18 protein-coding genes and 1 pseudogene are annotated in these 22920 nt (G+C 68.0%); 9 read left to right on the top strand and 10 right to left on the bottom strand.

The genetic code is table 11. From position 1 onward, the window contains the following. Positions 1-280 precede the first annotated feature (280 nt). On the bottom strand, positions 281-1018 hold the full coding sequence (locus tag A5695_RS10650) for an alpha/beta fold hydrolase (protein WP_231974781.1): 738 nt from the start codon (positions 1016-1018) through the stop codon (positions 281-283). Here A5695_RS10650 and A5695_RS29540 point away from each other — a divergent pair. After that, on the top strand, positions 953-1093 hold the full coding sequence (locus A5695_RS29540) for a hypothetical protein (protein ID WP_231974782.1): 141 nt from the start codon (positions 953-955) through the stop codon (positions 1091-1093). The two genes, A5695_RS10650 and A5695_RS29540, sit on opposite strands and share 66 nt — an antisense overlap. 101 nt (positions 1094-1194) lie before the next feature. Here the strand turns inward: A5695_RS29540 and A5695_RS10645 are convergent, their stop codons facing one another. From A5695_RS10645 to A5695_RS10640, 3 genes are read right to left on the bottom strand one after another with little or no spacing between them, the layout of a single operon-like run. Then, the gene (locus tag A5695_RS10645; protein WP_197515453.1) at positions 1195-1590 is read right to left on the bottom strand and encodes a hypothetical protein; all 396 of its coding nucleotides are present in this window, start codon (positions 1588-1590) and stop codon (positions 1195-1197) included. 37 nt (positions 1591-1627) lie between these two features. Further along, positions 1628-1822, bottom strand: a complete 195-nt coding sequence (locus A5695_RS29000; RefSeq protein WP_197515452.1) for a hypothetical protein — start codon at positions 1820-1822, stop codon at positions 1628-1630. Next, entirely contained in the window at positions 1819-2412 is a 594-nt protein-coding gene (locus tag A5695_RS10640; RefSeq protein ID WP_255398678.1) for a TetR/AcrR family transcriptional regulator, read from the bottom strand. The genes A5695_RS29000 and A5695_RS10640 overlap by 4 nt, the downstream gene beginning before the upstream one ends. Before the next feature lie 206 nt (positions 2413-2618). Here A5695_RS10640 and A5695_RS10635 point away from each other — a divergent pair, with 206 nt between their 5' ends. Together A5695_RS10635 and A5695_RS10630 are read left to right on the top strand one after the other, a co-directional pair. Next, a complete protein-coding gene (locus tag A5695_RS10635) occupies positions 2619-3860 on the top strand; it encodes a cytochrome P450 (RefSeq protein ID WP_369830176.1) in 1242 nt (413 codons plus the stop codon). Further along, positions 3860-4438, top strand: coding sequence for a TetR/AcrR family transcriptional regulator (locus A5695_RS10630; RefSeq protein ID WP_068080796.1), 579 nt, complete (start codon positions 3860-3862; stop codon positions 4436-4438). Before A5695_RS10635 ends, A5695_RS10630 begins: the two co-directional genes overlap by 1 nt. Before the next feature lie 9 nt (positions 4439-4447). On the opposite strand, the gene A5695_RS10625 is transcribed toward A5695_RS10630, so the two are convergent. Both A5695_RS10625 and A5695_RS10620 read right to left on the bottom strand, forming a co-directional pair. Continuing rightward, complete coding sequence (locus A5695_RS10625; RefSeq protein WP_068080788.1) at positions 4448-5587, bottom strand: acyltransferase; 1140 nt, start codon at positions 5585-5587, stop codon at positions 4448-4450. Continuing rightward, positions 5584-7284 carry a DEAD/DEAH box helicase gene (locus A5695_RS10620; protein ID WP_068080787.1) on the bottom strand — a complete coding sequence of 567 codons (1701 nt, stop codon included), beginning with the start codon at positions 7282-7284 and terminating at the stop codon, positions 5584-5586. The genes A5695_RS10625 and A5695_RS10620 overlap by 4 nt, the downstream gene beginning before the upstream one ends. A gap of 204 nt (positions 7285-7488) precedes the next feature. On the opposite strand from A5695_RS10620, the gene A5695_RS10615 reads away from it, so the two are divergent. Continuing rightward, entirely contained in the window at positions 7489-8088 is a 600-nt protein-coding gene (locus A5695_RS10615; protein ID WP_068080818.1) for an LppP/LprE family lipoprotein, read from the top strand. 44 nt (positions 8089-8132) lie between these two features. Next, on the top strand, positions 8133-11561 hold the full coding sequence (locus A5695_RS10610; RefSeq protein WP_068080785.1) for a TM0106 family RecB-like putative nuclease: 3429 nt from the start codon (positions 8133-8135) through the stop codon (positions 11559-11561). Here the strand turns inward: A5695_RS10610 and A5695_RS10605 are convergent. Then, positions 11558-13447 (bottom strand): MFS transporter, encoded by a 1890-nt coding sequence (locus A5695_RS10605; RefSeq protein WP_068080782.1) that lies wholly within the window; start codon positions 13445-13447, stop codon positions 11558-11560. The genes A5695_RS10610 and A5695_RS10605 overlap by 4 nt on opposite strands. A gap of 221 nt (positions 13448-13668) precedes the next feature. On the opposite strand from A5695_RS10605, the gene A5695_RS10600 reads away from it, so the two are divergent. The 4 genes from A5695_RS10600 to A5695_RS10585 all read left to right on the top strand — a co-directional run bounded on the left by A5695_RS10600 (position 13669) and on the right by A5695_RS10585 (position 20309). Further along, positions 13669-14448 (top strand): hypothetical protein, encoded by a 780-nt coding sequence (locus tag A5695_RS10600; protein ID WP_068080778.1) that lies wholly within the window; start codon positions 13669-13671, stop codon positions 14446-14448. 194 nt (positions 14449-14642) lie between these two features. After that, on the top strand, positions 14643-18359 hold the full coding sequence (locus A5695_RS10595) for a multifunctional oxoglutarate decarboxylase/oxoglutarate dehydrogenase thiamine pyrophosphate-binding subunit/dihydrolipoyllysine-residue succinyltransferase subunit (RefSeq protein ID WP_068080775.1): 3717 nt from the start codon (positions 14643-14645) through the stop codon (positions 18357-18359). 199 nt (positions 18360-18558) lie between these two features. Then, positions 18559-19386, top strand: a complete 828-nt coding sequence (locus tag A5695_RS10590; RefSeq protein ID WP_068080772.1) for an SDR family oxidoreductase — start codon at positions 18559-18561, stop codon at positions 19384-19386. A gap of 71 nt (positions 19387-19457) precedes the next feature. Further along, on the top strand, positions 19458-20309 hold the full coding sequence (locus A5695_RS10585) for an SDR family oxidoreductase (RefSeq protein ID WP_068080768.1): 852 nt from the start codon (positions 19458-19460) through the stop codon (positions 20307-20309). Positions 20310-20372: 63 nt separating this feature from the next. Here the strand turns inward: A5695_RS10585 and A5695_RS10580 are convergent, their stop codons facing one another. The 3 genes and pseudogenes from A5695_RS10580 to A5695_RS10570 all read right to left on the bottom strand — a co-directional run bounded on the left by A5695_RS10580 (position 20373) and on the right by A5695_RS10570 (position 22801). Beyond that, positions 20373-21242 carry a glycine betaine ABC transporter substrate-binding protein gene (locus A5695_RS10580; protein WP_068080765.1) on the bottom strand — a complete coding sequence of 290 codons (870 nt, stop codon included), beginning with the start codon at positions 21240-21242 and terminating at the stop codon, positions 20373-20375. A 128-nt stretch (positions 21243-21370) separates the two neighbouring features. After that, positions 21371-21745: pseudogene (locus A5695_RS10575) on the bottom strand (NAD-dependent malic enzyme); the annotation flags it as partial. A gap of 66 nt (positions 21746-21811) precedes the next feature. Then, a complete protein-coding gene (locus A5695_RS10570) occupies positions 21812-22801 on the bottom strand; it encodes a malate dehydrogenase (protein ID WP_068080763.1) in 990 nt (329 codons plus the stop codon). Between the last annotated feature and the right edge of the window lie 119 nt (positions 22802-22920).

The raw sequence follows: 22920 nt of genomic DNA, 5'->3' as shown, positions 1-22920 counted from the left end.
CTTGAATCCCCCTCGCAGGCAAGAATGATTCGCGATCTCATCGCCAGCGCCTGAGCGCTACTGGGCCGACGAGCCCACCCCTGCAACTGCTCACGTTCGACATCGGACAACACCACAGACACAGCAACAGGACCCGGCACACACCAAGCCTACTATCCGAAAGCGAATTAACGACTCACGACACTAGTGACTGACAGCCAGCGCAGCGACCACGCTGCTCACGAGGGCTCCGGTCGATCCGCGCAGGTGGTGGTAGAGCAGAGCGACAGCGCCGACCGGCTTAGTGCCCGCCGTCGCTGTCCCGCATGAAGGCGTCGACGACGTCGTTGAACTCGTTCGGATTCGCTTCCTGGATAAAGTGATTCGGTGAGGAAACGATGACGTGACGGCCCGCCAGCATGCGCGCCAGCGCCCGCCCGATCGAATCCTGGTTCGGTGTGTACCCTCCGGATATCACCAACACCGCAAGCTGTGCGTCGACGATGGTCTTGGCTGCCCTGGTCAACACTTCTGGTGTCGCCATCTGTGCCTGCAGCAGCGAGCAGCCAAGGCCGTGGGCGCGGCCGGGGTCCACTTCCAGCATCGCCGCAGATGGATTGGGGCCCCCGTTCGCGCCGGTGCCGAGACGCTGGGCGAAAGACCGGGCGAACTCAGCCGGCGTCTGGGATTCGAGCAGCGCATCGACCATGATCCGCGTGCCCTGCTGGACATCGGGGGCGGCCATACTTTCGGTGTCGGCGGCGACCATCGCCTGTAGCGCCGGCTCGATCAGGATCAGCGAGGCGACCGCTGCGGGACGCTGGGCCGCTGCGAGCAGCGCCACGGCACCGCCAAACGAGTGGCCGATCAGGTGGCTGCGGTCGCCCAGCAGTCCGGCGATCAGTTCGCCGTCGGTCTGCATGTCGTCAGGCCCGCGCGACGGGCTAGCCCCAAAGCCGGGACGGTCGACCAGATGGAGCCGCCATCCCCGATCGGCCAGCGGTCGCTGCCCGCCGAAATTCGCTGGGCCACCGCCGATGCCGCCCTGGACGCCACCGTGGACCAGCACGACGTCCGGCCCAGTGTCGCCCCAGTGGGTCACGTGTACCGGTAGGTCCGCGGCACCGTCGGGAATGGGCACCGGCGAGCACTGCCCGAGGAGTTTGCCCCAGCGTTCAGCGACCTCCCGGATCATTTCGAGCTCACTCGCATCTGTCACTGGTGATCTCCTGTTCTCGGGTCAGTCAGCCATTTGAGTCCGTCGCGCTTGATTTTTCGCTCGAGATCGGTGCCCCGTGTCGGCAATTCGCTGGCCAGTGGAAAGCCGCTCTTTTCCAAGATGTAGGCGAGGGCGGCGTATGGTCGCGGGTACTTGTCGAGCAGGTCGTGGTCGACCGCGATGGGTCCGCGCGGGAAGGTGAAGTTCGCGAAGTCATAAATCGCCTGTCGTACAACGATCTTCCAGGTACCAGCGCGGGCTTCCAACCGGTCATAGAGCCGGCAGTGCGCGCAGACGCCGACCTCAAGCTCGGCGTTCTCACCGATGATCATCGTGTTGGTCTCGGCTACCGTCCGGTCACCGTTGATCGTCGTCAGCGGCATCGACATCATGTGTTTGGTTTGAAAAGGCGATCGGCTCATCGCCTTTTCAGGCCTCAACAAATTCGATGGCGGTGCCGTTGAACCAAGAGACGTCGACCATCGCTTCGGGATGGAACAGGTCGCGTAGCGCGGTCCACTCACCGAGGTCGCGGTGCATCCAACCTTGGATGCGCTGCGCGATCACCAAGCGTGCGGCCGTCTGCGGGTCCCAGCCGGCGGCTGCCGAGGTCACCTCGGTCATGCGGTATCCGTTCGCTTCGGCTCAGGCAGACCGTCGGCGAGTTCGGTGAGGGCGTGGCGCAGCAGCGGCACCAGGGCGACCGGCGGGTCAGCCGCCAGGAAGGTGGTGATCGCCGCCTGAGTCGCGGCAGTAACGACCGCAGTCACTAGCCGCGGGTAGAGGTCCTTGTCCGCATCAGCTCCCACACGGGTCGCGACGGCTGCGGTGAACGGGTGGCCGTCGGACAGGGCATCGGCCAGAATGTCGCCTTTCAGCGCGGGCGCTCCGTAGATCAGCCGCAACTCGGCGATCGTCTTCCGGTCCGGCTGCGTGTGCCCGCGACCGGAGTTACCCCATTGTTCCAGCAGGGCTTCGATGATCGCCTCCCAAAGTGGCTCGCTGTTCGGGCGTTCCTCTAAGGCGAGGGCGGCGTGGCGCATTCGATCGACGTAGCGTGCCGTCAGGGCCGCGTACTTGCTGTCGAAGTAATTGTTGAAAGTGCGCGCGGAGACGTTCGCGGCGGCGGCGATGTCTTCGACCCGCAGCTCGTCGAGCCCGCGTTCGAGCGCCAACCGCGCCGCCGCTGCGGCAAGCGCGTCGCGGGTCTGCAGTTTCTTGCGTTCGCGCAGGCCGTGCCGCGAGCGCTTCGGTGATGAGGTGTCGATGCACGCCAGAATAGCGAAAACTGCGGAGCGCGCAAGTTTGCGTTTAGCGCAAGTTTGGGGACCGCCGAACTGTTCACTCGCTGCCCGTTCGCCGGTGGAGCCTCGGCGGTAGGGCAGTTGACACCGCCACGCAATTGTCGTACGAATGAGACATGGCGGCGCCTATGTCTCATAGTGCACCGGTCGTGTTCGAGTTGGCCACCGCGGACACCTGGCCGGATCCCTGGCCGATGTACCGGGCGCTTCGTGATCACGATCCGGTGCACCACGTCGTCCCGGCCAAACGACCCGAGCACGACTACTACGTGCTGTCGCGGCACGCCGACGTATGGGCCGCGGCGCGCGATCACGAGACGTTCTCCTCCGCCCAAGGGTTGACGGTCAACTACGGCGACCTGGAAATGATTGGGTTGCAGGACAATCCGCCGTTCGTGATGCAGGATCCGCCGGTGCACACCGAGTTTCGGAAACTCGTCTCGCGCGGCTTCACGCCACGACAGGTGGCGGCCGTCGAGCCCAAGGTGCGCGAATTCGTCGTCGAGCGCATCGAGCGACTGCGCGCCGCCGGCGGCGGCGACATCGTCGCCGAGCTGTTCAAACCGCTGCCGTCGATGGTGGTCGCGCACTACCTCGGGGTGCCCGAAGCTGACCGGGCGCAATTCGACGGGTGGACGGACGTCATCGTCGCAGCCAACACCGCCGAAGGCGGCGTGGCCGCGGCGCTGGAAACGGTGGGCGATGCGGTCGGGTCGATGATGGCCTATTTCACTCAGCTGATCGAGCGCCGCCGAACGGAGCCCGAGGACGACACCATCTCGCATCTGGTGGCCGCCGGGGTGGGCGCCGACGGTGACATCGCCGGCACGCTGTCGGTGCTGGCGTTCACGTTCACCATGGTGACCGGCGGCAACGATACCACCACCGGAATGCTGGGCGGCTCAATGCCTTTGCTGTATCAGCGGTCCGACCAGCGGCGGCTGCTCGTGAACGATCCGGGGTTGATCCCGGACGCGGTCGAGGAGCTGCTGCGGCTGACGTCGCCGGTGCAGGGCCTGGCCCGCACCACGACCCGCGACGTGACTCTTCACTACACCACCATCCCTGCCGGTCGCAAGGTGCTGCTGCTGTACGGGTCGGCCAACCGAGACGAGCGCCTATATGGGCCGGACGCGGGCGAACTCGACGTCACCCGTCGCCCGCGCAACATCATGACCTTCAGCCACGGCGCCCACCATTGCCTCGGCGCGGCGGCGGCGCGCATGCAATCCCGTATTGCCCTAACCGAATTGCTCTCCCGCTGCCCGGATTTCGAGGTCGATGAGTCCGCGATCGTCTGGTCGGGCGGCAGTTATGTGCGGCGTCCACTCTCCGTACCGATTCGGGTGAAGTCCTGATGCCGAACGACTGGCTGGGCGCGCACCGCAGCGAGGCCGCCGCGGACCGGATCCTCGACGCGGCCGAGCGGCTCTACACCGAACGCGACCAGGCTTCGATCGGCATGAACGAAATCGCCAGGGCGGCAGGCTGTTCCCGCGCAACACTATACCGGTACTTCGAGAACCGGGAGGCTCTGCGGACGGCCTACGTGCATCGCGAGACCCGCCGGCTGAGCCGCGCGATCAAGGAGCAGATCGGCTCCATCGATGAGCCCCAGGAGCGGCTGGTCGCCAGCATTACCGCCACGCTGCGGATGGTTCGTGGCAGCCGCGCATTGTCTTCGTGGTTCGCCGTCAGCCGGCCGCCGATCGGCGCGGAGGTGGCCGGGCAGTCGGAGGTGATCACCGCGCTGGCCGCCGCGTTCGTCGGCTCGCTCGGGCCCGAAGATCCCGCGATCGTGGAGCGCCGAGCCCGCTGGGTGGTGCGCGTGATCACCTCGCTGCTGCAGTTCCCGGGTCGAGACGACGCCCACGAGCGGGCGATGATCGAGGAGTTCGTCGTCCCGATCGTGACGCCGGTCTCCGCCCGGGGCTAGCGCGCCGGCTCAGGTCCGCACGCGGGTGAAGCGGTGCAGCAGCCAGGCCAACGGAACCGTCACCAACATCGTCGCGAGGAACAGGTTCAGCATCGAGCCGGTGTAGACGTGGGCGCGAACGATGTAGACCATGGCGAATTCCATGGTGATCAGGTGGATCAGGAAGATCTCGTAGGAGATCTCCCCCAGCCACACCATCGGCCTCGTCGCCAGCAGCCGCCAATACCAGCCCCGATCTCCCAGCGCCAGCGGCGCGACGGCGAGGGCGGCGATCACGGCGTAGAAGCAGGTCTTGAACAATGCCTCGCTCAGCGTCGCCGGCGACGTCGTGGGCGCGCCGGCGATGGGCGTGGAGACGATGAAATAGCAGACGACGGCCAGCGGTATCGCCACAAACGCGTAGCCCCGCACCCCCATCGCCTGCAGGACGGCCAGCAGCATTCCGGCCAGGAACCAGGCCAGGTAGGTCGGCAGCCACAGCCGCGCGCCGTCGGGAAACCAGTGATCGGTGTGCACGAGCACGAGCCAGGCGGGGCTGATCAGCATCAGCCCGATCAGCGCCGCCAGCAGCAGTCGCGGCTGCCACCGGCGGCGGCAGACGAGCACCAACAGCACGTAGGCCAGCAGCGGGAGCAGCACGTAGAACGACGCTTCCACCGCGAGGCTCCACATCTGGGTCAGGCCCTGGTGCAGGTACTTGCCCAGATAGCCGTTGCAGTAGATCTGCGTCAGGGTGAGGTTGCGCGCCAGCCCGAGCCAGGTGTGCCCGGGATTGGGTCCGGCCTCGCGGAAGTGGTACAGCACGTAGGCGAACAGCACGGTGATGACGTAGGCGGGCATGATGCGCCGGACTCGGTGCCACGCATAGCGACTCAGCGACGGCGGCGGCCCGCCGGTGGCGGCGGACTTCAACCACGGGCGGAACAGCAGGAAGCCGGACAGCACGAAAAAGATCGGCACGCCGATCTCCAGCCGGGAGCCGACCAAGCCCCAATAGCCGTGGGTGTACTTGCCGGTGGTGTAGGCCGCGTGGGTGCCCACGACGAGCAGGGCTGCCACGGCGCGGATTCCGGTCAGCGACGCCACCCGGTCGACGTGGGCGGTCTGTTCGAGTCCGCCTTGGGCGTCTTGTTCTTCCGACAGGGTCATCCCGGGTATTTCCTGCGGGGCTTGTGACCCTCACGGCTGCGCGGCTTGGACGCCGACCGGTCCGGCTGAAGGTTGATCAGCACCCCCGAAATGCGCGTGTGTTCAAGTTTCTTCAGCGTCGACTGGGGCAGCTTGGCCGGCAACTCGACCAGGGAGAAGTCCGGGCCGATGGCGATGTGGCCGAAATCGCTGCGGTGCAGGCCGCCCTCGTTGGCGATGGCGCCGACGATCGCGCCCGGGCCGATCTTGTGCCGCTTGCCCACCGCGATCCGATAGGTGGCGAACGACCGGTCCTGCCTGGGCCGTTCGGGACGCTCCCGGCGTTCGGTGTGCCGCTCCCGTCGCTCGCGCGGCGGCTCGGGCGCCATCAGGAACTCCTCGCCGTCGCGGGACTGCACCGCCAGCGCCGCCGCTATGTCGGCCAGTGGGACGTCGTGCTCGCGTTCGTAGTCCTCGACCAGCTTGCGGAACAGATCGATGCCCGGACGGCCCAGCGCGTCGGTGATGGAGTCGGCGAACTTCGCCACCCGCTGGGCGTTGACGTCCTCGACGGTGGGCAGCTCGGACTCGGTAAGCGTTTGCCGCGTTGCCTTTTCGATCGCCTTGAGCAGGTGGCGCTCCCGAGGCGACACGAAAAGCAGCGCGGTCCCGGACCGCCCGGCGCGGCCGGTGCGGCCGATGCGGTGCACGTAGGACTCGGTGTCGTGCGGGATGTCGTAGTTGAGCACGTGTGAGATGCGCTCGACGTCGAGCCCGCGGGCGGCCACGTCGGTGGCGACCAGGATGTCGATGCCGCCGTCCTTCAGCGCGGCGACGGTCCGCTCACGCTGGCCCTGCGGGATGTCGCCGTTGATGGCGGCCGCGGAAAAGCCGCGGGCCCTGAGCTTTTCCGCGACTTCCTCGGTGGCCTGCTTGGTGCGCACGAAGACGATCATCGCCTCGAACGGCTCGACTTCCAGCACCCGGGTCAGCGCGTCCATCTTGCGTGGACCGGCGACCTGGATGTAGCGCTGCGAAATGTTCTCCGCGGTGGCGGTTTTGGCTTTGGTGGTGACCTCGAGCGGGTCGTGCAGGTACTTGGTGGTGAGCTTGCGGATCGCGGCAGGCATGGTCGCCGAGAAGAGGGCGACCTGCTTGTACTCCGGAGTTTCGGAGAGGATCCGTTCGACGTCCTCGGCGAAGCCCATCGTGAGCATCTCGTCGGCCTCGTCGAGCACCAGGTAGTCGACCCGTGACAGATCCAGGGTCCCGCGCTCGAGGTGGTCGATGACCCGGCCGGGTGTCCCGACCACCACCTGGGCGCCGCGTTTGAGCCCGGCCAGCTGCACGGTGTAGGAGGAGCCGCCGTAGATCGGCAGGACGTGGATCTTCGGCAGATGGGCTCCGTAGCGACTGAACGCCTCGGCCACCTGCAGCGCCAACTCCCGGGTGGGCGCCAGTACCAGAGCCTGGGTCGCCTTACTGGTGACGTCGATCCTGGACAGGATCGGGATGGCGAACGCCGCCGTCTTGCCGGTGCCGGTCTGCGCCAGCCCGACAACATCAGAGCCCGCCATCAGCGCCGGAATCGTCGCGGCCTGGATCGTGGTGGGTGACTCGTAGCCGACGTCGGCGATCGCCCGCAAGACGGCGGGATGGATCTGCAGGTCGGCAAACGTCGTAGAGGCAGCCTCGGGCGAACTGTCCGGGAGGGTCATCGTCCATGGAGTCTAGTGGTGACCGCGAGCTCAGCGAAGCGAGCGCTGCGGGTCGCCATCATCGGGCCCCGCGGCCGTGGCCAGATCGTCGGCGGGGGAACCACCCGCTCGCGGGGCCCTGAGCGCGGTGGGCCCGTGATGATGAGCACAGCCGCGCCCGGCCCGGGCCATGCCTGTCACCCCTGCGCGACGGATGACGGTACGGTGCCCGATGTGTGGTCGCTACCCCGCCGTACCGAGCCACTGACCGGCTCGGCCGTTGTCGCGTTGATCGCCTTCACGTTGACCGGCTGTGGTTCGGGAGACTCCACCGTCGCCAAGACGCCGCAGGCCACGACGACGACCGAGACCCCGTCCATCACCGCCCCGGCCCAGCCTTCCGGTACCGCCGCGCCGCCCGGCGGCAACGCCCCGCCGGCCGACCCGTGCGCGGTCAACCTCGCCTCGCCCACCATCGCCAAGGTGGTCTCCGAGTTGCCGCGCGACCCGCGCAGCCAGCAACCCTGGAACCCGGAGCCGCTGGCGGGCAACTACAACCAGTGCGCGCAGCTGTCGGCGGTGATCATCAAGGCCAACACCAACGCCGTCAATCCCACCACCCGGGCGGTGCTGTTCCATCTCGGGCAGTTCATCCCCCAAGGGGTGCCCGACATCTACGGGTTCAACGGCGTCGATGCGGCGCAGACCACCGGCGACACGGTCGCGCTGACCTATCCCAGCGGCATCAACGGCTTGAACACCGACGTGCGGTTCCACTGGAACGGCAACGGCGTTGAGCTGATCGGTAACGGTCCGGGACACTAGGCGGAGCCGGGTTTTCGTCGGTTCCCTCACCTACAGTTGCTGCTGTGTTCGTCACCGGCGAGAGCATCGTGTACAGCGCCTCGGACCTCGCCGCCGCCGCCCGCTGCGAGTACGCGTTGTTGCGGGATTTCGACGCGAGGCTGGGCTGGGGCCCGGCCACCACGGTCGAGGACGACCTTCTCGCGCGGACCGCGGCCCTCGGGGCCGACCACGAGCGCCGTGAGCTGGACCGGTTGCGCGGCGAGTTCGGCGATGGCGTCGCGGTCATCGGCCGCCCGGCCTTCACGCCCGCGGGCCTCGCGGCGGCGGCAGAGGCGACGCGGCGCGCCATCGCCGGCGGCGCGCCCGCGGTCTATCAGCCCGCCATGTTCGACGGCCGCTTCGTCGGCTTCGCCGACTTTCTGGTGCGCGACGGCGAGCAATACCGGGTCATCGACACCAAGCTGGCCCGTTCGGCCAAGGTCACCGCGCTGTTGCAGCTGGCCGCCTACGCCGACGCGCTGGCCGCCTCGGGCGTCCCGGTGGCGCCCGAGGCCGAACTGCACCTGGGCGACCAAACCGTCGCGCGTTATCGGGTCCACGACCTGATTCCGGTTTACCGTTCCCAGCGGGCGCGGTTGCAGCTGCTCCTCGACGAGCACCACGCCGGCGGCGCCGCCGTTCGCTGGGCGGACGACGGCGTGGGCGCGTGTTGGCGTTGCCCGGTGTGTACCGAACAATTGCGAGCCACCGACGACCTGCTACTGGTCGCCGGCATGCGAGTGGGCCAGCGGGACAAGCTGATCGAGGCCGGCATCACCACGGTGTCCGGGCTGGCCCGGCACGCCGGCCCCGTGCCGGACCTGGCGCCCGTCGCGGTCGACAAGTTGACCGCCCAGGCGAGACTTCAAGTCCGCCAACGCGAAACCGGCACACCGCGGTTCGAGATCGTCGACCCCCAGCCGCTGGCGCTGCTGCCCGAACCGGACCCGGGCGACCTGTTCTTCGACTTCGAGGGCGATCCGCTGTGGACCGTCGACGGCAACCAGTGGGGCCTGGAATACCTGTTCGGTGTGCTGGAGGCCGGTCCCGCCGGCGCCTTTCGGCCGATATGGGCACACAACCGGATGGAGGAACGCAAGGCACTGACCGATTTCCTGGCGATGGTCGCCAAGCGCCGCAAGCGCCGGCCGAACATGCACATCTACCACTACGCGCCATACGAGAAGACCGCGTTGCTGCGGCTCGCCGGCCGCTACGGCGTTGGCGAGGACGAGGTTGACGAGCTGCTGCGCAGCGGCACCCTGGTCGACCTCTACCCCCTGGTACGCAAGAGCATTCGAGTGGGCGCGGAGTCGTTCAGCCTGAAGGCGCTGGAGCCGCTCTACATGGGGGCGCAGCTGCGCTCGGGTGACGTCACCACGGCCACCGGCTCGATCACCTCCTACGCCCGGTACTGCGAGCTGCAGGCAGATGGACACGGTGACGACGCCGCCTCCGTGCTCAAGGAGATCGAAGACTACAACCACTACGACTGCCGCTCGACCCAGGAACTACGCAACTGGTTGATGTTGCGCGCATACGAATCCGGCGTCGTGCCGGTCGGCGCCCAGCCGGTACGGGGCGGCAACACCGTCGAGGACCGCGACCAGTTGACGACGACTCTCTGCACATTCATCGGCGACACCGCCACCAGTGGGCGCACGCCGGAGCAAACCGCGGTGGCGCTGCTGGCCGCGGCGCGCGGCTACCACCGGCGCGAGGACAAACCGTTCTGGTGGGCCCACTTCGATCGGTTGAACTTCCCCGTGGAGGAATGGTCGGACAACACCGACGTCTTCGTCGCGGAGCACGCGTCGGTCAGCGCGGACTGGAACACACCGCCCCGCGCGCGCAAGCCGCAGCGACGGGTGCGACTGCGCGGCGAACTCGCACGCGGCGAGTTGATGACCGACGTCTTCGCCCTCTACGACCCGCCGGCCCCGGCGGGTATGTCCGACGATCCCGACCGGCGCGCGGCCGGACGCGCGACGGTGATCGCCGCCGACGATCCGGCGCTGCCCACCGAAGTCACCATCGTGGAACGAGTGGGCAACGACGGCAAGCCCTTTGATCAACTCCCGTTCGCGCTCACCCCCGGCCCGCCGATTCCGACGACCGCGCTGCGGGACTCGATCGAGTCCACGGCCGCCGCCGTGGCCGCCGGCTTGCCGCGGCTACCTCGCACCGGCGCCATCGACATCCTGCTGCGCCGCGCGCCGCGCACGCGTAGCGGCTCCGCACTGCCCCGCGGCGCCGAGACCCCGGACATCGCAGCCGATATCACCGCCGCCCTGCTCGACCTGGACTCGTCGTACCTGGCCGTGCACGGGCCGCCGGGCACCGGCAAGACACACACCGCCGCGCGCGTGATCCAGCGCCTGGCGACCGACCATTGCTGGCGGATCGGCGTTGTGGCGCAATCGCATGCCACGGTGGAGAACCTGCTGGACTGTGTCATCGACGCCGGGCTGGACCCGCTGCGAGTGGCGAAGAAACGCAACGACCACCGTGCCCCGCGCTGGCAGGAGATCGACGGCACCGCCTACGCCGCGTTCATCGCCGATACCCCCGGCTGCGTAGTGGGCGGCACTGCATGGGATTTCGCGAACGCCAACCGGGTGCCGCCGGGCGGCCTCAACCTGCTGGTGATCGACGAGGCCGGCCAATTCTGTTTGGCCAACACCATTGCCGTCGCCCCGGCCGCCGCCAACCTGTTGCTGCTCGGCGATCCCCAGCAGCTGCCGCAGGTGAGCCAGGGCACCCATCCCGACCCCGTCGACACGTCGGCGCTCGACTGGCTGGTCGACGGCCAGCGCACCCTGCCCGACGAGCGTGGGTATTTCCTGGACCGCTCCTACCGCATGCACCCGGCCGTCTGCGCCGCGGTCTCCGCGCTGTCCTACGAGGGCAGGCTGCACCCACACGAGTGCACCGCCGCCAGATTCCTCACCGGATACCGGCCCGGCGTGCGGACGATCACGGTTGAGCACCACGGCAATTCGACCGAAAGTCCGGAGGAGGCCGACACGGTCGCCGAGGAGATCGATCGCCTGCTCGGCACGGCCTGGACCGACGAGCGCGGTACCCGAGCATTGACCGCCGCCGATGTGTTGGTGCTGGCGCCGTACAACGCTCAGGTGGCGCTGCTGCGCCGCCGGTTAACCGCCGCTGGCCTCGACGAAATCCGGGTCGGCACCGTTGACAAATTCCAGGGCGGGCAAGCGCCAGTGGTGTTCATCTCGATGACCGCCTCCACCGCGGACACGGTGCCACGCGGAATCTCATTCCTGCTCAACAGAAACCGGCTCAACGTCGCCATCAGCCGCGCCCAGTACGCGGCCGTCGTCGTGCGCTCGGAATCGCTGACCGAGTACCTGCCCGGCACGCCGGCGGGCCTGATCGACTTGGGCGCATTCCTGGCGCTGACCCAGACCGCCCCGGCGATCACCTAGTTGCCGGAGGAGTGGCGGCCGTAACCGGTGGGCTCGTCGTCGGGATCGCGGCCCGGGCGGTGAGCTCGCGGCGCGCCGTTCTGCTGCCGTGGCGGTGGTGCCAGCCGATTGCGGGGGGCGGACGGGGGGATCCGCGCCGACCGCTCGATGGCCGGACGGAAACGCTGGCGCCCGTCGACATGAGAGCCGTTGTGCGCGAACCCGATTGGCCGCGCGACGGGCGAGGGCGGGCGCGGGCGGGTGACCCGACCGGCCGGGGCCGCGGCGGACTCGGGTTCACGAAGCAGGATGAGTTCGACGTACTCGTCGTCGTCGTCGTAGTCGTCGTCAACCGCGTCGCCCGCCTCGCGACTCATGGCAGACGGCGCGAAGCCGACCAGGAACAGCGCGGCCACGATCCCGAACAGCGCGATGAACGCGGGCAACAGGACCGACTGAGACATCGCGGCCGCGAACGGGTCGCGCAGAAACGCGGGCAGTTGCAGGGTGGGGGGCGCCTCGTCGCCGGCGCCAGGGGACGGCTGCGCCGGCATCTCGGCACCGATCCGCGCGGTCATGAATGCGGCCATGCCGGCGCTGCCCAACACCGCGCCGAGCTGGCGAACGGAGTTGTACACCGCCGAGCCCGCGCCGGCCAGGCTCGGCGGCAGGTTGCGCGTCGCGGTGGCGGTCAGCGGCGACCAAACGAACGCTATCCCAACGCCCATCGCGAAGAACGGCAACACCAGCCGCCAGATCGGCGTCGCCGGCGACATCTCGAACGTGAGCCAGGTCAGTGCGATCGCCAGCACCGAGAACCCGAAACCGAGGACCGGCCGCGGATGGTATCGGTCGACCATCCTGCCGACGAACGGCGCGAACACACCGTTGGCGATCGCCATCGGCGCGATCAGCAGGGCCGAGCGCGTCGGCGACAGCCCGCAGACAGCCTGCGCGTAGAACGTCAGCGGCAGCATGATCGCCGTCGAGACGAACGAGATGATGGCCACGCCGACGTTGCACAGGCCGAAGTCGCGGTCGCCGAAGATGCGCATTGGGATTAGCGGCTCGTCGGCGTTCATCAACTGCCAGAACACGAAGACCGTCATGAATCCGAACCCGGCGACGATCATCGCCCAGATCCACGGTTCCCAGTGCGCGGCCTGGCCCTGCTGCAGGCCGAACACGATCAGGAACATGCCCGCACCGGACAGCGCGACTCCCACCACGTCGAACCGGTGCGACTGCGTGGGCAGCACGGGGACCAGCCAGTACGCGAGTGCCAGTCCCAGCACGCCGACGGGGACGTTGACGAAGAAGATCCACTGCCAACCCAGTCCGTCGACCAGCAAGCCGCCCACCAGGGGGCCCACCAGGCTTGCGACGCCGGCGGTGGCGCCCCACAGGCTCACCGCAACGCCGCGGCGCTCCGGCGGGAAGATCCGGGTGATCGTGGACAAGGTCTGTGGCGTGAGCACCCCGGCGCCCACCCCTTGGACGACCCGGGCGGCGATCAGCATGGCGGCACTGCCCGAGAGCCCGCACCACACCGAGGCGACGGTGAACACCACCAGCCCGATCAGGTACATGTTCTTGGGGCCGAACCGGTCACCGAGCCGCCCGGCCACCAGCAGTACGACGGCATAGCCCAGCAGGTAGGCGCTGGTGACCCAGATCACCGTGTCGTAGCCGATGTGCAACCTGGTCATGATCGTCGGGTTCGCGATAGCGACGATCGTCGAGTCGACGATGATCATGAAGAAGCCGATCATCATCGCCCAGAGCGCGTTCCAGGGCTTCTGCGATTGCGGCGAGTTCTGGATGAGGAAGTTCCGACGCTTGGCGTGGGGTGGGTGCGGCGCCGCGCGCCCGGTTCCGCCGGCCGACGGAGGCGTCGCCGTGGCCATTTCCCCACCTCGTTTCAGCTTCGGACGATGCGTGCCTACCCGGGCCTGCCGATCGATCGGTCGGGACCATCACGGACGTCCAGCCTGCATTATTGCCGCTGCGGCGATTGCGGGCAGCCACGGATCCGATCCGGGGTACACCACCCCTGAGCTTTCGTGTTCGGGCGGTGTTCGGCTGCGGGCACGTTAGCCTGGTAGGACGCCATTTCAGGAGAGGCAAGATGCGGGCCCGACGGAAGCGGTCTTCGAACCGGTTTTTTAACATGTCGCACGCGGATGAGGCACCGATGCCCACCCACGGCCGGCCCAAGGCGTCCGCGCGGGCATTGGCCCAGGTCATCGAGCGAAGCTCGCGGATCCAGGGCCCGGCCGCCGAGGCCTACGTGTCCCGGTTGCGCAACGCTCACCCGAACAGCAGCCCCGCCGACATCCTCGCCAAGCTGCAGAAGCGCTACGTGGGCATGGTGACGGCGAGCGGCATGGCGGTGGGCGCGGCGGCGACCATCCCGGGCATCGGCACGCTGAGCGCGCTGTCCGCCGCCGCGGCCGAGACGGTCACCTTTCTGGAGGCCACCGCGTTTTTCGTGCTGGCCGTCGCAGTGGTGTATGACATTCCCGCCGACCACCGGGAACGGCGCCGCGCCCTGGTGCTGTCCGTGCTGGTCGGCGACAACAGCAAAGAAGCAGTCACCCAGCTGCTCGGGCCGGCCCGCACCAACGGCGGCTGGATTTCCGAAAGCGTGGCCGCGGTGCCGCTGTCGTCGATGTCGCGGCTGAACTCGCGGTTGCTCAAGTCATGGCTCAAGCGGTACACGCTACGCCGCGGCGCTTTAGTTTTCGGCAAGCTGCTGCCGGTGGGTATCGGCATCGTGGTCGGGGCCGTCGGCAACTACTTTGCCGGCAGGAAGATCGTCCGCAACGCCTACCGCGCGTTCGGCACGCCACCGGCCCGCTGGCCGCGGGCGCTGCACCTGGTGCCGCCCTTCCACGAAGCCGGCTAGCGAACGGACTTCCCCGTCCTACCCCCGTCTCCCTGGCGAATTACTGGCGAGAGGCTAGCCTTTATAGGGCGGGAACGTTGAGCATCGCCACTGGTGTGACATGCTCCACATCCCGGGTTCGAAAAATGTGCAGGCGCCGCGCAACAGCGGTTAAATGCGCTTGCAGGACAGAGGAATTGAGGCGAACAGCGGTCGTGAGCAACATAAGTTCACCATTCGGGCAAAACGAATGGCTGGTCGAGGAGATGTACCGCAAGTTTCGCGACGACCCCTCCTCGGTCGATCCGAGCTGGCACGAGTTCCTGGTCGACTACAACCCCGAGCCGACCGGCGAGTCCCCGTCGAGCGGCGCGGCCGCCGGCGACGGCCAGGCCGCCGCGAGCGCCCCCAAGGCAGCGCCCGCGCCGCCCGCGACCCAGACCGCCGCGCCCACCAAGCCCGTGAGCAGCTCCGGCAACGGCGCGCCCGCCGCCGCGCCCGCCAAAGCCAAGGCCCCGACTCCCCCGCCGGCCGAAGGTGACGAGCTGCAGACGCTGCGCGGCGCCGCGGCCGCCGTCGTCAAGAACATGTCCGCCTCGCTGGACGTGCCGACCGCCACCAGCGTCCGCGCCGTTCCGGCCAAGCTGCTCATCGACAACCGCATCGTCATCAACAACCAACTCAAGCGCACCCGCGGCGGCAAGATCTCCTTCACTCACCTGCTCGGCTACGCCCTGGTGCGGGCGGTCGAGCAGTTCCCGAACATGAACCGGCACTACGCCGAGATCGACGGCAAACCCACCGCGGTCACCCCGGCGCATACCAACCTCGGCCTGGCCATCGACCTGCAGGGCAAGGACGGCAAGCGTTCCCTGGTGGTCGCCGGGATCAAGGGTTGCGAATCCATGCGGTTCGCGCAGTTCGTGACCGCGTACGAAGACATCGTGCGCCGGGCCCGGGACGGCAAGCTGACCGCCGAAGACTTTGCCGGCGTGACGATTTCGCTGACCAACCCCGGCACCATCGGCACCGTGCACTCGGTACCGCGGCTGATGGCCGGCCAGGGCGCCATCATCGGCGTGGGCGCGATGGAATACCCCGCCGAGTTCCAGGGCGCAAGCGAGGAGCGCATTGCCGAGCTGGGCATCGGCAAGCTGATCACGCTCACCTCCACGTACGACCATCGGATCATCCAGGGCGCGGAATCGGGCGACTTCCTGCGCGCCATCCACGAGATGCTGCTGTCGGACGATTTCTGGGACGACATCTTCCGCGAGTTGAGCATCCCGTATCTGCCGATCCGCTGGAGCACCGACAACCCGGATTCGATCGTCGACAAGAACGCCCGGGTGATGGAGCTGATCGGGGCGTACCGCAACCGCGGCCACCTGATGGCCGACATCGACCCGCTGCGGTTGGACGGCAGCCGGTTCCGCAGCCACCCCGACCTGGAAATCCTCAACCACGGCCTGACGCTGTGGGACCTGGACCGCGTCTTCAAGGTCAACGGCTTCGCCGGTTGCGAGTACAAGAAGCTGCGCGACATCCTTGGCCTGCTGCGCGATGCGTATTGCCGCCACATCGGCGTGGAGTACACCCACATCCTGGACCCCGAACAACAGGAATGGCTGCAGCAACGGGTCGAGACCAAACACGTCAAACCGACGGTGGCCGAGCAGAAATTCATCCTGAGCAAGCTCAACGCCGCCGAGGCGTTCGAGACCTTCCTGCAGACCAAATACGTTGGCCAGAAACGCTTTTCGTTGGAGGGTGCGGAGAGCGTGATCCCGATGATGGACGCGGCGATCGACCAGTGCGCCGAGCACGGGCTCGACGAGGTAGTCATCGGCATGCCGCACCGCGGCCGGCTCAACGTGCTGGCCAACATCGTGGGCAAGCCGTACTCGCAGATCTTCAGCGAGTTCGAAGGTAACCTCAACCCCTCGCAGGCCCACGGTTCCGGTGACGTCAAGTACCACCTCGGCGCGACCGGCGTATACCTACAGATGTTCGGGGACAACGACATTGCGGTCTCATTGACCGCCAACCCGTCGCACCTGGAAGCCGTGGACCCGGTGCTCGAGGGGCTGGTGCGGGCCAAGCAGGACCTGCTGAACCGGGGCGCCCACGACGACGGCGACGAGAAGGCCTTCTCGGTGGTGCCGATGATGCTGCACGGGGATGCCGCGTTCGCCGGCCAGGGCGTTGTCGCCGAGACACTGAACCTGGCGAACCTGCCCGGTTACCGGGTCGGCGGCACCATCCACATCATCGTCAACAACCAGATCGGCTTCACCACCGCGCCGGAGTATTCGCGGTCCAGCGAGTACTGCACCGACGTCGCCAAGATGATCGGGGCGCCGATCTTCCACGTCAACGGCGACGACCCGGAGGCGTGTGTGTGGGTGGCGCAGCTGGCGGTGGACTTCCGCCAGAAGTTCAAGAAGGACGTCGTTATCGACATGCTGTGCTACCGCAAGCGCGGGCACAACGAAGGTGACGACCCGTCGATGACCAACCCCGCCATGTACGACGTCGTCGACATCAAGCGCGGCGTCCGCAAGAGCTACACCGAAGCGCTGATCGGCCGCGGCGACATTTCGATGAAAGAGGCCGAGGACGCGCTGCGCGACTACCAGGGCCAACTGGAGCGCGTGTTCAACGAGGTCCGGGAGCTGGAGAAGCACGGCGTGCAGCCGAGCGCATCGGTCGAGGCCGACCAGCCCGTCCCCGCGGGCCTGGCCACCGCCGTCGACAAGGCGCTGCTGTCCCGCATCGGGGACGCCTTCCTAGCCCTGCCGGAAGGCTTCAGCGTGCACCCGCGCGTGCAGCCGGTGCTGGAAAAGCGCCGGGAGATGGCCTACGAGGGCAGGATCGACTGGGCGTTCGGGGAGCTGCTGGCTCTGGGTTCGCTGGTGGCCGAGGGCAAGCTGGTGCGGCTGTCGGGCCAGGACACCCGGCGGGGCACCTTCTCGCAGCGGCATTCGGTGATCATCGACCGCAACACCGGCGAGGAGTTCTGCCCCCTGCAGCTGCTGGCGACGAACCTCGACGGCACTCCCACCGGGGGCAAGTTCCTGGTCTACGACTCACCGCTGTCGGAGTACGCCGCCGTCGGCTTCGAGTACGGCTACACCGTGGGCAACCCGGACGCCTTGGTGCTGTGGGAGGCGCAGTTCGGCGACTTCGTCAACGGCGCTCAGTCGATCATCGACGAGTTCATCAGCTCCGGCGAGGCCAAATGGGGTCAACTGTCCAACGTGGTGCTGCTGCTGCCGCACGGCCACGAGGGCCAGGGCCCGGACCACACCTCCGGCCGCATCGAACGCTTCCTGCAGCTGTGGGCGGAGGGGTCGATGACGATCGCGATGCCGTCCACCCCGTCCAACTATTTCCACCTGTTGCGCCGGCACGCCCTCGACGGTGTCCAGCGGCCGCTGATCGTGTTCACGCCGAAATCGATGTTGCGCAACAAGGCCGCCGTCAGCGACGTCAGGGACTTCACCGAGATCAAGTTCCGCTCGGTGCTCGAGGAGCCGACGTATGAAGAGGGCATCGGCGACCGCAGCAAGGTCACCCGAATCCTGCTGACCAGCGGGAAGATCTACTACGAGCTGGTGGCGCGTAAGGCCAAGGACAACCGGGACGACGTCGCGATCGTGCGGATCGAGCAGCTCGCCCCGCTACCCAAGCGCCGGCTCGACGAGACGCTGGACCGCTACCCCGGTGCCAGGGAGTTCTTCTGGGTGCAGGAGGAGCCGGCCAACCAGGGCGCGTGGCCGCGGTTCGGCCTGGAGTTGCCGGAGTTGTTGCCCGACAAGCTGAGCGGGGTCAAGCGCATCTCGCGCCGGGCGATGTCGGCGCCGTCGTCGGGCTCGTCGAAGGTGCATGCGGTCGAGCAGCAGGAGATCCTCGACACGGCCTTCCGCTAGCCCGGCGATGGCGAGCGCCGGAACGGCGCGAGTAAAGAGCCGGGCAATCGGGCCTGAGCCCGGCGATGGCGAGCGCCGGAACGGCGCGAGTAAAGAGCCGGGCAATCGGGCCTGAGCCGCGGGTTTCCCACCCACGCGTACCGGGGACCGGCGGTACCGGCTAACCTCGACGCAGTTGGGCGTACGAGGAAGGGTGCTCATGCAGGGGTTCGCCGGCAAGGTCGCAGTGGTGACGGGCGCGGGTTCGGGTATCGGGCAGGCGCTGGCCGTCGAGTTGGCCCGCTCGGGCGCCAAGGTCGCCATCAGCGACGTCGACGTCGAGGGTCTCGCCGAGACCGAGGCGCGGTTGAAGGCGATCGGAGCCGAGGTCAAAACGGACCGGCTCGACGTGACCGAGCGCGAGGCATTCCTGGCCTACGCCGACGCCGTCCGCGAGCACTTCGGCAAGGTCAATCAGATCTACAACAACGCCGGTATCGCCTTCACCGGCGACGTCGAGGTCAGCCAGTTCAAGGACATCGAACGGGTGATGGACGTCGACTTCTGGGGCGTGGTGAACGGCACCAAGGCATTCCTGCCGCACCTGATCGCCTCCGGCGACGGCCACGTCATCAACGTCTCCAGCGTGTTCGGCCTCTTCGCGGTGCCCGGGCAGGCGGCCTACAACTCGGCCAAGTTCGCGGTCCGGGGATTCACCGAGGCGCTGCGACAGGAAATGATGGCGGCCGGCCACCCGGTGGCGGTGACCACGGTGCACCCCGGCGGCATCAAAACCGCGATCGCCCGCAACGCCACTGCCGCCGAGGGCCTCGACCAGGCCCAGCTGGCCAGTCTGTTCGACAAGCGGCTGGCCAAGACCAGCCCGCAGCGAGCCGCTCAGATCATCCTGGAGGCCGTCCGCAAGAAGAGCGCCCGGGTGCTGGTCGGCACGGACGCCAAGGTTCTGGACGCCCTGGTGCGGCTGACGGGCTCCCGGTACCAGCAGCTGTTCGGGCCCGTCATGGGCCGGTTGATGCCCAAGCAGTGATGGGTTCCATAGCGGCGGATCGCCGTACCGGATAGCCTCGACGCGGTCACGCCGCCACAAGGGAGCACCGCATGCATGATTTCGCCGGCAAGGTTGCTGTCGTCACGGGAGCGGGTTCGGGTATCGGACAGGCGCTGGCCCTGGAACTGGGCCGCGCGGGTGCCAAGCTCGCGATCAGCGACGTGGACACCGACGGGCTGGCGCGGACCGAGGAACAACTGAAGGCCATCGGCGCGCCGGTCAAAGCCGATCGGCTCAACGTGACCGAGCGCGAGGCCTTTCTCGCCTACGCTGACGCAGTCCGCGAGCACTTCGGCCAGGTCAACCAGCTCTACAACAACGCGGGCATCACGTTCGTCGGGTCCATCGAGGACAGCCGGTTCAAGGACATCGAACGAGTGATGGACGTCGACTATTGGGGTGTGGTCAACGGCACAAAAGCGTTCCTCCCGCACCTGATCGCCTCCGGCGACGGCCACATCATCAACATCTCCAGCGCGCTCGGCCTGTTCGCGGCGCCGGGGCAGGCGGCCTACGTCTCGGCCAAGTTCGCGGTCCGCGGCTTCACCGAGGCGCTGCGACAGGAGATGGTGCGGGCGCGTCACCCGGTGCGGGTGACAACCGTGCACCCGGGCGGCGTCAAGACGGGGTTCGCCCGCAACGCGATCTTCGCCGAGGGTCTCGACCAGGACGGCCTGGCCGAACTGTTCGAGGAACAACAAGCCAAAACCACGCCGCAGCGGGCGGCGCAGGTCATCTTGGCTGGGGTCCGCAAGGACCGGGCCCGAGTGTTGGTCGGACCGGACGTCAAGGCCATGGACCTGGTGGTGCGGCTGACCGGTTCGCAACCCGAACGGCTCTTGCGCGGGCCCGTCATGGTTCGCGTGCAGAGCGTCGTGACCAGGCTGATGCCCAAGCGCTAACCCCGGTCGATGAGCGCGGAACGCGCGAAGAGAGCCCGGATCCGTTCACCCTGACGTTCGCCGTCATCGCCCCAGCGGGTGTTCTGCCAACCAGCCGCCGGCCACCGCCTGCGGGTCTGCTCCCCCGGCCACCTTGCGGCGCATCTCGACCAGGGCCGCGGTGTCGAGCACCCCGGCCACTTCATTGATCGCCAGCAGTTGCCGATCGCTCAGCGCGTTGCGGCGATACAGCGGCACCACGTTCTCGGCCCGGATCAGCGCGGGCTTGCCGTCGACGAGCGTGACCAGGTCGGCGGGCAGGCCAGGGTCGGCGGTGGTCGTCCATCCCGCGGTCAGCTGGCCGGCTTTCACCGCGGTGAACATTGTCGTCTCGTCGGGGAATTCGCGCGGACTCGGCAGCCGGCAGGGGCCCACGGCCGACGGGGCTTGGCGACCGGTGACGATTCCGACGACCAGGCCCGTGCAGTGCTTCGGCAGGGTGCTCAGGTCGGCGCTGACGTCGCTGCCGCCCCACGCCTTCGCGGTGGCGCCCGTCACCAGCAGCACGGGCTTGTCTTCCGCGGCCGTCGTGTAGTCGCCCGCCGCGACGCCCTCGGGTAGCGCGGCCACCATCGCGCGGTAGACGTCGGCGTCGGACATCGCCACCGCGCCGGGCTGCAGGCTCTCCAACTTGCGTCCGGTGAGGGCCGGGACGACCGTGATGGCGCCCGCGTCCAGGCGCGCCATCGGATCGTCCGAGGTTTCGGCGCGCGCCGCGAAGCCGTAGGAGCGCAGCGCGGCCGCGTAGACGCCGGCCAGCAGCGTCGACTCGGCATCCGCCCCCGAGCCGACGACGAGTTCCGGGCGGGCTCGGTGCTCGCCGGCATCCGTGCCGCAGCCGGCCGCGGCGAGCAGGGCGGCGACCAGCGGCACCGCCAGCAAGCCCGTTCTCACCCCGCGATGTCTGCGGGATCCGCGGCCAGCGCCACCGCCGTGGCAACCGCGTGCCCGACCCGCAGGTCCAGCGGGCTGGGGACGATCCGGTCGAAAGCCAGGTCATCGCTGACGACCGAGAAGATCGCCTCGGTGGTGTCCAGGACGATCGGAATCGCGTTCAGCCCGCCGTAGGACTGGAACAGGGCGCACTTGCCCTCCATCACCGGCAGCGACGCCGCGGGGCCGATGTCGCCGAGGCCCCGCACCGCGCTGCCGTCGCTGACGACGGCGACCAGCCGGTTCGCCCACGTGTACCGGGCGGCGTGGCTGGGATCGGCGGCGATCGCGCGACTGACCTGCGCCACACCTGGGGTGTAGCCGATCGACAACGCGCGCTGGGTGTCCAGCGGGGCCGTCGGTCCCACCGAAAGCTTGCCGCCTACGTGCGCCTCGAAGATCTCCGCGTCGGTGATCGCGCCGCGCTCGGCGAGCGGCTGTATCGATTCAATCAACTCGGACACGCGCCCCAGGGTACTGACTACCGATTAGTAGCCCTAATTCTTTCGGGGTGGGCTTCGGCGACGTGATCAGATCAAACCGAGCTCGGTCACCGCGTTGCGCTCGTCGACCAACTCGGCGGTCGATTTGTCGATGCGACCGCGGGAGAAGTCGTCGATCTCCAGTCCCTGCACGATCGACCAGTCGCCGTCCTTGGTGGTCACCGGGAACGACGAGACGATGCCCTCCGGCACGCCGTAGGAGCCGTCCGAGAACACCGCCATCGACACCCAGTCACCGTCGGGGCTGCCCAGCAGCCACGAGCGGGCGGCGTCGACGGTCGCCGACGCGGCCGAGGCGGCCGAGGAGGCGCCGCGCGCGTCGATGATCGCGGCACCGCGCTTGGCGACCGTCGGGATGAAGTCGTTCTCGACCCAGTTCTGGTCGTTGACCACCTCGGCGGCGTTCTTGCCGCCGACCTCGGCGTGGAAGATGTCGGGGTACTGGGTGGCGGAGTGGTTGCCCCAGATCGTCATCTTCTTGATGTCGGTGACCTTGGCGCCGGTCTTCTTGGCCAGCTGCGAGATGGCCCGGTTGTGGTCCAGGCGAGTCAGCGCGGAGAACCGCTCCTTGGGGATGTCGGGGGCGTTGCTCAACGCGATCAGCGCGTTGGTGTTGGCCGGGTTGCCGGTAACGCCGATGCGAACGTCGTCGGCGGCGACGGAGTTCAGCGCCTTGCCCTGCGCGGTGAAGATCGCGCCGTTGGCCTCCAGCAGATCGCTGCGCTCCATGCCCGGGCCACGCGGCCGCGCGCCGACCAAGAGCGCCAGGTTCACGCCGTCGAAGATCTTGTTCGCATCCGCGCCGATCTCCACCCCGGCGAGCAGCGGGAACGCACAGTCGTCGAGCTCCATCACGACACCCTCGAGCGCTTTGAGCGCCGGCTCGATCTCGAGCAGCCGCAGCTCGATCGGGCGGTCGGGGCCCAGCAGCGAGCCGCTCGCCAAGCGGAACAACAGGCTGTAGCCGATCTGGCCGGCGGCGCCGGTGACGGCAACCTTGAGTGGACTTGCGCTCACGTCGAAATGCTCCTCGTGGAGTAGTCATGCAGGTTCGGGTCTCGGCACGAAACTAGCGCACCGTTGCGGGCGGCCAACCTCCGGTCCATACCCGACCGTTTTCCCCGCAAACGGATCGT

The sequence above is a fragment of the Mycobacterium sp. E1747 genome (genome assembly GCF_001667775.1).
GTDB lineage: Bacteria > Actinomycetota > Actinomycetes > Mycobacteriales > Mycobacteriaceae > Mycobacterium.
The sequence above is the reverse complement of the archived record's forward strand: the minus strand, read 5'-3'. Positions and strand labels throughout refer to the sequence as shown.

Excerpts from the sequence above, each read along its gene's own strand:
- A5695_RS10645 (WP_197515453.1), bottom strand. The coding sequence starts at position 1,590 with ATGATGTCGATGCCGCTGACGACGATCAACGGTGACCGGACGGTAGCC.
- A5695_RS10635 (WP_369830176.1), top strand. The coding sequence starts at position 2,619 with ATGGCGGCGCCTATGTCTCATAGTGCACCGGTCGTGTTCGAGTTGGCC.
- A5695_RS29000 (WP_197515452.1), bottom strand. The coding sequence starts at position 1,822 with ATGACCGAGGTGACCTCGGCAGCCGCCGGCTGGGACCCGCAGACGGCC.
- A5695_RS10600 (WP_068080778.1), top strand. The coding sequence starts at position 13,669 with ATGCGGGCCCGACGGAAGCGGTCTTCGAACCGGTTTTTTAACATGTCG.
- A5695_RS10630 (WP_068080796.1), top strand. The coding sequence starts at position 3,860 with ATGCCGAACGACTGGCTGGGCGCGCACCGCAGCGAGGCCGCCGCGGAC.
- A5695_RS10585 (WP_068080768.1), top strand. The coding sequence starts at position 19,458 with ATGCATGATTTCGCCGGCAAGGTTGCTGTCGTCACGGGAGCGGGTTCG.
- A5695_RS10620 (WP_068080787.1), bottom strand. The coding sequence starts at position 7,284 with ATGACCCTCCCGGACAGTTCGCCCGAGGCTGCCTCTACGACGTTTGCC.
- A5695_RS29540 (WP_231974782.1), top strand. The coding sequence starts at position 953 with ATGGAGCCGCCATCCCCGATCGGCCAGCGGTCGCTGCCCGCCGAAATT.
- A5695_RS10590 (WP_068080772.1), top strand. The coding sequence starts at position 18,559 with ATGCAGGGGTTCGCCGGCAAGGTCGCAGTGGTGACGGGCGCGGGTTCG.
- A5695_RS10605 (WP_068080782.1), bottom strand. The coding sequence starts at position 13,447 with ATGGCCACGGCGACGCCTCCGTCGGCCGGCGGAACCGGGCGCGCGGCG.
- A5695_RS10625 (WP_068080788.1), bottom strand. The coding sequence starts at position 5,587 with ATGACCCTGTCGGAAGAACAAGACGCCCAAGGCGGACTCGAACAGACC.